At 40.1% G+C, this 12,994-nt stretch carries 10 protein-coding genes; 7 read left to right on the top strand and 3 right to left on the bottom strand.

Features of this window, described 5'->3' with window-relative positions:
• Positions 1-6 precede the first annotated feature (6 nt).
• The 4 genes from recN (at position 7) to G6R08_RS01200 (ending at position 5,717) form a co-directional block, all read left to right on the top strand.
• The gene (recN, locus tag G6R08_RS01215) at positions 7-1,734 is read left to right on the top strand and encodes a DNA repair protein RecN (protein WP_163526324.1); all 1,728 of its coding nucleotides are present in this window, start codon (positions 7-9) and stop codon (positions 1,732-1,734) included.
• A 251-nt stretch (positions 1,735-1,985) separates the two neighbouring features.
• Complete coding sequence (spoIVB, locus tag G6R08_RS01210) at positions 1,986-3,254, top strand: SpoIVB peptidase (protein WP_275897914.1); 1,269 nt, start codon at positions 1,986-1,988, stop codon at positions 3,252-3,254.
• 231 nt (positions 3,255-3,485) lie between these two features.
• A complete protein-coding gene (spo0A, locus tag G6R08_RS01205; RefSeq protein ID WP_163526323.1) occupies positions 3,486-4,259 on the top strand; it encodes a sporulation transcription factor Spo0A in 774 nt (257 codons plus the stop codon).
• A gap of 108 nt (positions 4,260-4,367) precedes the next feature.
• Positions 4,368-5,717, top strand: a complete 1,350-nt coding sequence (locus G6R08_RS01200; RefSeq protein WP_163526322.1) for an aspartate kinase — start codon at positions 4,368-4,370, stop codon at positions 5,715-5,717.
• A gap of 23 nt (positions 5,718-5,740) precedes the next feature.
• Here G6R08_RS01200 and G6R08_RS01195 read toward each other — a convergent pair whose 3' ends face one another.
• The 3 genes from G6R08_RS01195 to G6R08_RS01185 all read right to left on the bottom strand — a co-directional run bounded on the left by G6R08_RS01195 (position 5,741) and on the right by G6R08_RS01185 (position 8,723).
• Positions 5,741-6,484 (bottom strand): 3'-5' exonuclease, encoded by a 744-nt coding sequence (locus G6R08_RS01195; RefSeq protein WP_163526321.1) that lies wholly within the window; start codon positions 6,482-6,484, stop codon positions 5,741-5,743.
• Positions 6,484-8,391, bottom strand: coding sequence for a DUF294 nucleotidyltransferase-like domain-containing protein (locus G6R08_RS01190; protein WP_240339627.1), 1,908 nt, complete (start codon positions 8,389-8,391; stop codon positions 6,484-6,486). The genes G6R08_RS01195 and G6R08_RS01190 overlap by 1 nt, the downstream gene beginning before the upstream one ends.
• A 98-nt stretch (positions 8,392-8,489) precedes the next feature.
• Positions 8,490-8,723: a DUF2627 domain-containing protein gene (locus tag G6R08_RS01185; protein WP_079530227.1), complete on the bottom strand. Its 234-nt coding sequence runs from the start codon at positions 8,721-8,723 to the stop codon at positions 8,490-8,492.
• A gap of 135 nt (positions 8,724-8,858) precedes the next feature.
• Between G6R08_RS01185 and G6R08_RS01180 the strand changes: the two genes are divergently transcribed.
• Genes G6R08_RS01180 through bcd form a run of 3 tightly spaced genes read left to right on the top strand, consistent with a single transcriptional unit; the run spans position 8,859 to position 12,994 of the window.
• Positions 8,859-10,928 (top strand): sigma-54 interaction domain-containing protein, encoded by a 2,070-nt coding sequence (locus G6R08_RS01180; protein ID WP_163526320.1) that lies wholly within the window; start codon positions 8,859-8,861, stop codon positions 10,926-10,928.
• A 32-nt stretch (positions 10,929-10,960) separates the two neighbouring features.
• Positions 10,961-11,884 carry a phosphate butyryltransferase gene (gene yqiS / locus G6R08_RS01175; protein ID WP_163531041.1) on the top strand — a complete coding sequence of 308 codons (924 nt, stop codon included), beginning with the start codon at positions 10,961-10,963 and terminating at the stop codon, positions 11,882-11,884.
• A gap of 15 nt (positions 11,885-11,899) precedes the next feature.
• A complete protein-coding gene (gene bcd / locus G6R08_RS01170; RefSeq protein ID WP_163526319.1) occupies positions 11,900-12,994 on the top strand; it encodes a branched-chain amino acid dehydrogenase in 1,095 nt (364 codons plus the stop codon).

Here is a 12,994-nt window from a genome sequence, read left to right as displayed (position 1 = left end):
TTCGACATGTTAACTGAATTATCGATAAAGGACTTTGCTATCATTAATCAAGTATCCATCACATTTAAGGAAGGACTTACAGTACTTACAGGAGAGACCGGCGCAGGTAAGTCCATTATTATAGATGCCATACAGCTCCTGTCAGGAGGTCGTGGATCTGTTGAGTTCGTCCGTCATGGGACTGATAAAGCAGAAATTGAGGGGTTATTTACAGTTGAAGCAACTCATCCGGTATATCAAAAAGGCAGGCAATTCGGGGTTGAAATTGGTGAAGACGGCATGGTTGTTTTACAAAGGGTGATCACTCGCCAAGGCAAAAGTATTTGCCGGGTAAATGGAAAGCTCGTAACACTAGGAATTTTAAGGGAATTTGGTTCAATCTTAATTGATATTCACAGTCAACATGAAACACAATCCTTGATGAACCCGGATCATCATATCGACCTTCTTGACATGTTTATTATAGACGAGTTAACGCCTTCTCTAGAGGAATACCATCAGTTATATTCAAATTACCAAACCGTTAAAAAAAGATACAATGAGCTTAGTGAAAATGAACAGGAAGTGGCCCAGCGATTAGATTTGCTTGAGTTTCAACTGCGAGAGCTTCATGAGGCAGATTTACGACCGTTTGAGGACGAAGAACTTGAAGAAGAACGAAAAAAGCTCATGAATTATGAAAAGGTATATCAGGGGATTCATGATGCTTACAACGCATTATATGGTGAACAAAGAGGTCTGGACTGGATGAGTTTGGCGATGACCTCTTTAGAGAATACATCAGATTATGACAATCAAATACGGAAGCTTTCAGAGGAAATGTCCAACAGTTATTATGTTATGGAGGAACTGACTTTTCAGTTAAGTACTCAGATGGCTGAACTTGAATTTGATCCAGAACGCTTAAATGATATTGAGTCAAGGTTAAGCGAACTAAATCGATTAAAAAAGAAATACGGCCAAACCGTAGAGGATATGCTGGAGTATGCTTCGAAAATTGAAGAAGAGATTGATGAAATTAAAAATAAGGATTCCCACCTCAGTAAATTGGAAGAACAGATTACGGAACTTGGTAAAGATGCCGCTCTTGAGGCAAAGAATATTCATGATATTCGAACAAAAGCCTCTAAACATTTAGCCAACCTGATTCATGAAGAGCTAACGGATCTTTATTTGGAAAAAGCCTCATTTAAGACGAATGTAGAAATTAAAGAGGGACGTCCAGACGACCTTGAATTTGAAGGGAAGCATGTCCGTCTGCATTCCAGGGGTTTTGACACCGTTACATTCTTGATTACTACGAACCCCGGAGAGCCGCTGAAGAGCCTGCACAAAGTCGCTTCAGGCGGAGAAATGTCTCGAATTATGCTTGCCTTAAAACGTATCTTTTCACGCCATCAAGGGATAACAAGTGTCATTTTTGACGAAGTTGATACAGGTGTCAGCGGTCGCGTAGCCCAGGCTATTGCAGAGAAGATTCAAGGAATTTCAAGTGACTCGCAAGTCTTGTGCATATCACATTTGCCACAGGTTGCAGCTATGGCTGATACGCATATTAGAATTGAAAAAGATGTAACAAACGATCGGACGTCAACTGTAGTTACCGAGTTATCCGAGAATGATAAAGCCGATGAAATTTCCAGAATGATTTCAGGTGCTGAGCTGACTGATACGACGATCGAACATGCGAAAGAATTGTTAACCTTGGCTACTAAACATAAACAAAATGCTTAGAATGTAAAAAACGTATGGTTTTCCATACGTTTTTTATATGAAAACAATTTCCAGACTCCGCTGGATGAACCGATTTGTTTGATCCATATTTGCTTATTCAATTCTGTTTTACTTTAAGATTGGAGAATGTTTCTTTCTAAGGCAATGCATCCTATAATTTCTGTGATTATGCTCGTTTAAAAACAGCAGTTGAGGACCACATTATAAGTAAGCCAATTCATTGGCACAGGAGTGAGAGGGAGTGTTTAACAGTGTTCCATCAATTTAAAATTAGATATATATGTGGCTCCGTTCTCCTGTTGTTGATGCTCGCTTTACCTTTATTTAGCCCATTTCAAGAATATTTATCCATCCCTACAGAACTTCGTATCAGTACTTCCAAACCAATTGAATCTTCTCAAGTTTGGAGTCAAACAGATGAAGCAAGAACAGCTTTTTCTTCTGACAGTGTCGAACCAAACACTAGTGAGGTATTTCATGAATTTGCAGGAATTCCTTTAAAGAAAACGGATGTTAGAAAGATGAAGGATATCCGTTTAGTTCCTGGCGGTCATTCGGTTGGAGTTCAGCTCCAAACGAAAGGTGTTCTTGTAGTTGGACATCATCTTGTTAATGAAAATAAAGAAGAGTCAACTTCACCGGGAGAAAAAGCAGACATTCAAGTTGGAGATATTCTTCTCAAAGGAAATGGAGAAGAATTGAACAGTATGGAGGAGCTTTCCAAGATTGTGGAAAAGTCTGGAGATCAAAGTGAACCAGTAGAACTAACAGTAAAAAGAGGCGAAGAAACGTTCCAAACGTCACTTACTCCATCGTTAAATAAAAAAGATGATCAATATCAAATTGGTCTCTACGTTCGCGATTCAGCCGCTGGGATAGGGACGATGACTTTTTATCATCCTGACTCCGGTAAATATGGTGCTCTTGGCCATGTCATTGCAGATATGGACACGAAGCAGCCGATTGAAATCAACAAAGGGACTATTGTTGAATCGAATGTAACCTCAATTGAAAAAGGAAGCCAAGGTGTCCCTGGTGAAAAAAGAGCTGAATTTTCCCTGAAAGAAGACCGGATAGGAACGATCACGGAAAATAGCCCGTTCGGTATCTTCGGCAAATTAGACGAAGGAATTATTAATCAGAAGTATCCGGATGGACTACCTGTTGGTTACTCAGAACAGGTGGAAGAAGGTCCGGCAAAAATTTTAACAGTACTTGAAGGCGAGAAGCTCCAGGAATTTGATGTTGAGATCGTCAGTAATATGCCTAAAGATAAGCCTGTAACAAAAGGAATGATTGTAAAAATAACTGATCCTGAACTGTTGAAGAAAACAGGCGGTATTGTACAAGGTATGAGCGGCAGTCCAATCATTCAAAATGGTAAAATTATCGGTGCTGTTACGCACGTATTTGTAAACGATCCTACCTCAGGTTATGGGGTTCATATCGAATGGATGCTGAAAGAAGCAGGCATTGATATTTATAAAAGTGAAGAACAAGAATTAAATAAAGCTGGATAATGAAAAAGGGTGTGTCAAAAGAAAGCTTTTGAACACCCTTTTTCAATTCGACAAAATTCGACAATCGATGTTGCTTTTTATCGAATTTTAAAGAAAATAAGAGCAATAAGAAGCATTTTAAAGATAATATTAAATAATTCGGATTTATTTGTTATAATAAAAAGGGTTCTTTTTTTAAATGTCGAATAAGTTCAGTGGAAGAATAGGAATATTTTGTGAGGAGGAATTGTAATGGAAAAGGTGCAAGTTTGTTTAGCAGATGATAATCGTGAATTAGTAAAACTTCTTGAGGAGCATTTTTCAGATACCCAGGATATTGAAGTGATTGGTGCAGCATATAATGGCAGGGACTGTTTGGACATGCTAGCTAATAAAAAGCCGGATGTACTGATATTAGACATTATTATGCCGCACGTTGATGGACTTGCTGTCCTGCAGCAAGTTAGAGAATTTGAAAATCCACCAGAAGTTATTATGCTTACCGCTTTTGGACAAGAAGAAGTTACCAAGAAGGCCGTTGAGCTAGGTGCAGCTTATTTTATGATGAAACCTTTTGATTTGGATCACCTCAGTGAGCAGGTCAGACAAATTAAACACGCTGGCGACCCGATTAATCGTGCAGTTGGCAGCAGCTATACTAAACCGAAAAAACCTGATCTAGATACAAGCATTACACATATTATCCATGAAGTAGGCGTACCAGCCCATATTAAAGGATATTTGTACTTAAGAGAAGCCATTACAATGGTTTATAATGATCTTGAACTTCTAGGATCCATTACAAAAGTTTTATATCCGGATATTGCTACAAAGTATAATACCACAGCCTCTCGAGTTGAGCGTGCGATTCGTCATGCAATCGAAGTAGCATGGAATCGGGGTAACATTGATGCGATCTCGTCCTTATTTGGATATACAATTTCTTCCACGAAAGCGAAACCGACAAACAGCGAGTTTATCGCGATGGTTGCTGATCGTCTGCGGCTTGAACATAAAGCTAGTTAATTGAAAAGCCATCCCTCACCACTTATAGGTGAGGGATTTTTAATTTTCAAAAAGGATGTGTTTATGATACAATTCTAAATTATTAATCGAATTGGGGAGTTGTACATAATGAAGGTTGTTAAGTTTGGTGGAAGTTCTGTAGCAGATGCAAATCAAATAAAAAAAGTGACAAATATTATTACCTCAGACCATGATAGAAGAGTGATTGTCGTGTCAGCCCCCGGGAAAAGGCACCCTGATGACACAAAAACAACGGACCTTTTAATTACATTAGGAGACTCCATTTATAATGGAGCAAGGGATGAGTTAGCCTATGACAGGGTAATTGAGCGCTTCGCATCTATTGTGAGGGACTTGCAAATCTCAGAAGAAGTTCTTGATACGATTCAGAGCCGTATTAATGAAGCGTGCCAACATACTGAAACAGATTATAAGTCAGGAATGAATCGTTTAAAATCATGTGGTGAAGATGGAACGGCACTGATTTTAAGTGCTTATTTACGATCTAGTGGACAGGAATCATCTTATGTAAACCCGAAAGAAGCGGGGATTCTTGTACGTGATGAATTAGGAGGAGCATTAGTTCTCGATGAAAGTTTTGATCATCTGTATGAACTTAGAAAACAGAAGGAGATCCTTGTGATTCCGGGATTTTTTGGGTACACCCCTGAAGGAGAGCTCGTAACGTTTTCCCGCGGAGGGTCGGACATTACAGGCTCAATAGTTGCAGCTGGTGTGAAAGCTGATTTATATGAAAACTTTACCGATGTAGATTCTGTTTTCTGTGTAAACCCTACAATTGTCGATAATCCGATGAAACTGACAACATTGACCTACAAAGAAATGCGAGAACTTTCATACGCTGGATTCTCGGTATTTCATGACGAGGCTTTGATCCCGGCTTTTAAGGAAAAAATTCCAGTCTGTATTAAAAACACAAATAATCCTGATGGGGACGGTACCATGATCGTTTCAGTGAGAGAAGCAGAAGAGGGACATGTAAAAGGGATAGCAAGTGATTCGGGCTTTTTAAACTTATATGTTAGTAAATATTTAATGAACCGAGAACTTGGTTTTGGCCGGCGTCTCTTACAAATATTAGAAGATGAAGGGATCTCGTTTGAACATGCACCTTCAGGAATTGATGACATGTCGGTCATTATTCGTGAACATCAATTGCCAAAAGCAAAAGAAACGATCGTTACCAATCGAATTGCTGAAGAATTAAAAGTTGATACGATAACGGTGGAAAGAGATATGGCGATGATCATGCTTGTTGGCGAAGGGATGAATGAAACAGTTGGGATTGCGAGTCAGGCTGCCACGGCATTTAGACATGCGAATGTTAACATTGAGATGATTAATCAGGGATCATCGGAAGTGTCCATGATGTTCGGAATTAAATCCAGTGGGTTAGAACCGGCTGTCCGCTCCCTTTATCGTACCTTTTTCATGTAACAAAACGAGCGAGAAAGTTCTTATTAAGACTTTCTCGCTCGTTTTGTCTGAAGTAACATTTGATCTAATTCATCAAATGTCTGAATATCGCGCTTCATAGTATAATCAAGTAGCTTACAAAACAGTTCAGAAGTCATCATAGCATCATTCAAAGCATGATGGCGTTCTCTTCGTTCGATTTTAAACTGTTTTATGAGCGGATCCAGTTGAGGCTTCAATGATGGAAATAACCACTCAGCCATTACTTGCGAATCAATGACTGCTGGGTTAAATTCAGGCAATTTCCAGCGTTTAAGCATCGTTTGGAGAAAACGCACATCAAATTTTGCGGGGTGGGCTACAAGGACGGACCCTCTGCTGAAATCAAGGAAATGCTTCAAACTGTTCACAAAAGTTCGTCCATTTGCTAACTGGTCCCGTGTCAAACCGGTTAGATTGAGAGTGGCGGCAGAAACAGGTCTGATCGGTCGGACAATCTGGTGAAAAGTATCGATATGGCAAGAATCGAGGCCATGATTTCGAACAGCACCAATAGATATAATTTCATGGCCGATTTCCGGGATGAATCCAGTCGTTTCTAAATCAAACACTGTGTAATCCAGATCAAGCAGGTTAGATTTTCTTATTTCTGGGTCATTTTTATGAGCCTTTAGTTTTTCCTGGAGCTTCTGGTACGTCATCCAATTCATTTGCTGCCGTATTTTAGTATAGTAAATTGGTTTTTCAATAAAGATATACTTTAAAATTTGCAAGTCGGTAGGAAGCATTACATCACCCGATTTCGATTATAACTAAGTTCAAGTACCTGTTGTAATCGTTTCGCTATTAGTAAAGCATCTTTTAAAGAACGTCGCTCAGATTTATTTAATTTATTTAAAGGTAACTCATTTGAGAGAGGCTGATCCGTTTGCATCTGGTTCAAGTTTTCCTTTATCCGAAAAAGCATTAGCCGATGGAGAGCAAGCTTGGCATTTTCTACATCCCTTGGGTGAAAACGTTCCTGTTCTGCGAGCGCTTCCAGACGGTTCACTGTATTGATCGCTTCTACACCATATTTCATGCTGTAAATTCGAATGGCATTGACGATCTGCATAATGGCTGACTTTTTAATATTAAGGGTGCGTTTTTTCCCTACTCCTGAAATACGGCCAAATGGCTGGACTGGCACCCTGAACCTTAGTGTATCCTTCATAAGCAGCTGATGTAGTCCAAGTGATTTTTGAACTCGTAGAGTGACATATTTTTTTAAATCATAAGCTAGTGAAAAATCTCCAAAAATAGGGCGGAAGTCTGCAAATATCGTGAAGTCCCTAATTTCCTCAGCATCCATTTTCTCAATCCATGAATTAATACTTTGCCGCCATTCACTCGTTTGCTGTCTCCATTTATCTTCCTTTGCCATAATATCCCCTTTGCAGTAGGGAAAGCCACATTGATCCAGCATGGCATTAATTTTCTCAGAAAAATAGCGGAAATATTGCTCGATGTGCTGTTTGTTCTTTGATTGATCATAGTCAGCCAGTACCATCCCATTATCTTGATCTGTTGAAAACGCCTGTTCTTTACGTCCTTCACTTCCCATTACGAGAAAGCAATAGTTTATAGGAGGGGTGCCGTAACCTTCAGCAACCATTTCATCTTCGGCAATTTGAATGACTTGTTTATGAATACGGTCATTATAGTTGGTGATCAATTCTGCGATATCATAAGCAAACATTTGATCCTCAATCAGACTCGCTACAAATTCTTGAAATCGGCTATTATAAACTGGAGATAATGTTTGAACCTCCTCAAGATTCGTAGCATTAGAAATACGGTAAGTTAAATCAAAATACACCGAGTTCTTAATTGTAAAAAAGGAGGATTGTCTAAGGATCCCGACAATTTTATCCTTATGGTGTACAGGTATAATTTCTGTTGGATGATGTTTTAAATAACTTAAGGCGTCGTATATGAACTCCTGGTCACTGATGGAATAGGATTCTTCTGACATATGGTTTTTCACAGAATCTTTATGGCTGTTTTCGAAATAAGCTTGCAGTAAATCTCCGTATCCTACCATTCCGAGCAGGTTTTTATTATCTTCACTCACTATCAGAGCCTCGATCTTTTTTTGCTGTAACATTCGAGCTGCTTTCTCAATTGATTCGGCTGGATGGATAAAAGCTGGCGGCTCCATGTAGGCACCGGCTCTTTTTTTATAAAGTTCTCGGTCATCCTGTTCATCGGTTGAACTTTTATATTTAATTTCGTCATATAGGCTTTTCATAAGATGGCTGATTCCATCCATGACGACTTTTGAAAATTGGGTATTGTTCGACATGACTTCAAGAAAGGTAGAACGTTTAAAGCGGAGTGTTTTTACAGGCTCAAGTGCTTGCACAGAGAACCTCATTTCCCCGCTTGTTAAAAGAATCATGACCCCAACTAAATCTCCAGGATAATAAAAGCGAACGGAAAGCTGCTTTCCGTTTGAACGGTGCATAATATTTTTAGCCAGACCTGAAATGAGGAAGTGGATATCAATGCTTTCATCACTCTCGTCTTCATGGATGATAAACTCATTACTGCTGTATTCTTTAACTTCTGCTTTGCTGAAAACTTCATTAAATTCTTGATCTGTTAACAAATCGAATGGATATTGATTTCGGTAAAATTCTACGAGGTCGTTCACAAGCAGCACTCCTTTATTAAAATAGGTGCGAATTTTTATTTGGCCTTACATTCATTAAGGTTGCCCGTTTATGATTAAAAAAAGCAGAGCATTCGGCTCTACTTCTTTTTGAAACGTCCTTTTGTCAAATTTCGCTTTCGGTCTCTGTGAAGTATAAATCCTCCTATAAAAGCTACTCCACCTACAACAAACAGCAATCCTACAATCCCCTGAATCGCAACGTGAAAAAATATTGGGTGAAAAACATTAAACAGAGCGTCACGAATTAATTTTATTCCAATCACGGCAATTACCCCGGGGGTAACCAATAATAATAACGCGATGATACGCATAAACCTGTTCTCCTTTATTATTCAATGCTTGTATAGTATATCAAATCAAGTGTGAGCTGAAAATAGACTCCCCTTGCTAAATTATGCAGAATAGGATACGATGTAAATGCGCAAAATATTGCAAGGTGTGATGAAATGAAACGTGTACTCATTATCGGAGCAGGCAAAGGCGGAATGGCATTATTACGGTTGTTGAGAGAAACCGATCGTATGATGGTTGTTGCTGTAACAGACGTGAATCCTAATGCCGAAGGACTAAAACAAGCGTCCTTATGGGGGATCGAGACAGGTGAGGACTGGCGTAATTTTATACATAAAGATATAGACATTGTTATAGAGGCTACAGGCAGTGATCAGGTTTTCAAGCAGGTTCGTGCAGAGCGTTCAAGTCACACAGTATTAATTCCAGGTGACGTAGCTTACATTACATCTGAGCTGTTAGAGGAGAAGGAATCATTACTTACCGAAATAAAGCAGCAAACAGATAACCAAACATTGATATTAAATAGTATTCACGACGGAATGATTGTCATTGATGAAAGTGAACAAGTTTCGTTTATGAACAAAAGTGCAGAACGTATCCTTGGACAGAATAAGAGTGAGGTCGTGGGCAAGTATGTACGGCATATTATTTCAGATTCCAGACTTCCCCAAGTGTTGAAGTCTAAACGTAAGGAAGTAAACCAAAAGCTCAAACTTGAAAGCGGATACAAAGTAATCACCACACGGATCCCTATTATCGGAAAAGACCAGCAAGTGATCGGGGCGTATGCAGTTTTTAAAGATATAACAGAAGTCGTTGATCTTGCAGAAGAGAATACCGATTTAAAAGAGGTCAAAACGATGCTTGAAGCTATTATTCAATCTTCAGATGAGGCGATTTCTGTGGTAGATGAAAATGGAAACGGATTAATGGTTAACCCCGCTTACACCCGCATAACCGGACTGAAAGAGAAGGAAATTGTGGGCAAGCCTGCAACTGTGGACATTTCTGAAGGTGAAAGTATGCATATGAAAGTACTTAAAACGAGGCGCGCCGTGCGTGGTGTAAGAATGAAGGTGGGGCCAGCTGAGAAAGAAGTCCTTGTCAATGTAGCTCCCGTCATTGTAGATGGAAAGCTAAAGGGAAGTGTCGGTGTTTTACATGATGTATCGGAGATTCAATCACTAACGAGTGAGTTAAAACGAGCGCGGCAAATTATAAGAAACCTGGAAGCGAAGTATACATTTGATGACATCATTGGAGACTCACAAGAGATGACCTTAGCTCTTGAGCAGGCAAAAGTTGGAGCAAGAACACCTGCCACAGTACTGCTGCGCGGCGAATCGGGAACTGGTAAGGAGCTTTTTGCTCATGCAATTCATAATGAAAGTAAGCGGAGACACAATAAATTTATTCGGGTTAATTGTGCGGCCATTGCTGAACCGTTACTTGAGAGCGAACTGTTCGGATATGAAGATGGAACGTTCTCTGGAGCAAAGCGGGATGGCAGGAGGGGATTGTTCGAAGAAGCCAAGCATGGCAGCATTTTTTTGGATGAGATCGGTGAGCTCCCGCTAACTATGCAGGCCAAACTTCTGCGTGTATTGCAGGATCAGGAGATTGTGCGGGTTGGAGGGACGAAACCAGTTCATGTAGACGTGCGCGTGATTGCAGCAACTCATATTAATTTAGAGAAAGCAATTATGAAAAAAACCTTCCGGGAAGACTTATATTATCGTTTGAATCGCTTACCGATTTACATCCCTCCTCTAAGGGAAAGAAAAGAAGATATCGTTCCGCTGGCTAGTCACCTTATTCAAAAACTGAATGAGGATTATGGAAGGATAGTGGGAACCATCCATGATGAAGCATTAGACAAACTGATGGATTATGATTGGCCTGGAAATGTTCGCGAGCTTGAGAACATGATCGGAAGGGCTATGATTTACATGGAGAATCATCAGGATGTAATTGAAAAGAAACATATTCCTTCTCTTGTCAATCACGAATCTACTTTCTCAGACATCCCTGGAGAAGAGGCAGTATGGCTTGGCGGCACGCTTCAGGATGCCGTGGATGATTATGAGAAAGACCTATTGGCCGATGCTTTTCGCTCCCACAATTTTAACAAAACAAAAACAGCAAAGGCTTTAGGTATTTCGATTAGAAATCTTTATTACAAGCTGGATAAATATAAGCTGGATAAAGATCGAGTTAAATAACCTGCAAAATATTGCATGGTTTACGATTTACGATTTATGAATTAGAGGTGAACAGATTGAAGACCTTAGATGAATTGCTTCATAAGATAGATCAGAAAAATCTAAAGGTAGTAGCTGTGGCTCAAGCAGCCGACAAAGAAGTCCTGAGAGCCGTTAAACATGCCCTGCAACTAAACATTGGGCACTTCCTGCTTGTGGGTGATCAGCCTGAAATTAAAAATCTTGCAGAACAAGTAGAACTTGATCTGTCTCAAGAAGGGATTCGACTTAAGCATAGTGAAGCTGGTCTGGCTGCCGAAGAGGCTGTAAAGGCCGTCAGGAACGGGGAAGCACATGTGGTGATGAAGGGGCAGATAGATACGAAACAGCTGCTGAAGGCCGTGTTGAATAAACAATTCGGCTTGCGGACAAATCGCGTTTTGTCACATGTTGCTTTATTTGAAGTTCCAAATCAGGAACAGCTTATCTTTTTAACAGATGCGGCGATGAATATTGCCCCAACCTTGGATGAAAAGGTTCACATTATTAATAATGCAGTAGAAGTGGCAGTTAAGTCAGGCTGGACAGTGCCAAAGGTTGCCCCGCTAGCAGCTGTTGAGGTCGTTAATTCATCCATGCCAGCTACACAGGACGCAGCTCTTCTGACTCAAATGAATCGTCGCGGTCAAATCAAACATTGTATCATAGATGGGCCGTTGGCATTTGATAATGCAGTAAACCGTCAGGCAGCAGATCAAAAAGGAATTACTTCAGAGGTTGCTGGGGAAGCAGATATCCTCGTTGTGCCTACAATTGAGGTAGCAAACGCCCTATACAAATCATTCATGTATTTTGCCGGCGCAAAAGTGGCGGCAGTCATTAGCGGGGCTAAAGCTCCTATTGTATTAACATCTCGAGCTGATTCTGCTCAGAGTAAAGTATATTCATTAGCACTAGCGTTACAAACAAGCAAATAATTGGAGGAATCAACAATGGAAATTTTCAAGTATATGACTAAATACGATTATGAGCAATTACTTTTTTGTCAAGACGAACAATCTGGTTTAAAGGCGATCATCGCTATCCATGATACAACCCTTGGACCTGCTTTAGGCGGAACGCGAATTTGGCAATATGAAACGGAGGCTGAAGCCATCGAAGATGCGCTTCGTCTTGCTAAGGGAATGACCTATAAAAATGCGGCTGCCGGTCTAAATCTCGGAGGAGGGAAAACTGTTATCATCGGTGATCCTAAAACAGTTAAAAATGAAGCCTTATTCAGAGCGTTTGGACGCTTTATCCAAGGACTCAACGGCCGTTATATTACAGCGGAGGATGTGGGAACGACTGTTCAGGATATGGATCTTATCCATGAAGAGACCGATTATGTTACGGGCATTTCAGAAGCATTTGGTTCTTCAGGAAATCCATCACCTGTAACTGCTTATGGTGTGTATCGTGGTATGAAAGCAGCTGCTAAAGAAGGATTTGGAAGTGATTCATTAGAAGGTAAAACAGTCGCCGTTCAAGGCGTGGGCAACGTAGCGTTCAATCTGTGTCGTCATTTACATGAAGAAGGTGCGAATTTAATCGTAACAGATATTAATGAAGAGGCTGTTCAGCGTGCAGTTGATGAATTTGGGGCAAAAGCTGTTGGCACAGATGAAATTTACAGTGTCGATTGTGATATTTATGCACCTTGCGCATTAGGAGCAACCATTAATGATGATACAATTCCGCAAATTAAAGCAAAAGTAATTGCTGGCGCAGCAAATAATCAATTAAAAGAAACGAGACACGGAGATATCCTGCATGAAAAGGGAGTCGTTTATACACCTGACTATGTAATTAATGCTGGCGGGGTCATCAATGTAGCTGACGAACTTAATGGATACAATGAAGAGCGTGCAATGAAGCGTGTAGAGACAATCTACGCTAATGTAGCAGGAGTATTTGAGATCTCCCGACGAGACAATATTCCATCTTATGTAGCTGCAGATCGAATGGCTGAAGAGCGAATTGAACAAATGCGCAAATCTCGCAGCCAATTTCTGCAAAACGGTCACCATATTTTAAGTAGAAGATAG

Origin of the sequence: Halobacillus ihumii (assembly GCF_902726645.1) — a bacterium.
Classification (GTDB): domain Bacteria; phylum Bacillota; class Bacilli; order Bacillales; family Halobacillaceae; genus Halobacillus_A; species Halobacillus_A ihumii.
This window is presented reverse-complemented; position numbering and strand designations above follow the sequence as displayed.

Bases quoted from the DNA above. Each gene is read 5' to 3' on its own strand.
- G6R08_RS01200 (WP_163526322.1), top strand. From the start codon at position 4,368: ATGAAGGTTGTTAAGTTTGGTGGAAGTTCTGTAGCAGATGCAAATCAA.
- G6R08_RS01195 (WP_163526321.1), bottom strand. From the start codon at position 6,484: ATGCTTCCTACCGACTTGCAAATTTTAAAGTATATCTTTATTGAAAAA.
- recN (WP_163526324.1), top strand. From the start codon at position 7: ATGTTAACTGAATTATCGATAAAGGACTTTGCTATCATTAATCAAGTA.
- G6R08_RS01180 (WP_163526320.1), top strand. From the start codon at position 8,859: ATGAAACGTGTACTCATTATCGGAGCAGGCAAAGGCGGAATGGCATTA.
- bcd (WP_163526319.1), top strand. From the start codon at position 11,900: ATGGAAATTTTCAAGTATATGACTAAATACGATTATGAGCAATTACTT.
- G6R08_RS01185 (WP_079530227.1), bottom strand. From the start codon at position 8,723: ATGCGTATCATCGCGTTATTATTATTGGTTACCCCCGGGGTAATTGCC.
- spo0A (WP_163526323.1), top strand. From the start codon at position 3,486: ATGGAAAAGGTGCAAGTTTGTTTAGCAGATGATAATCGTGAATTAGTA.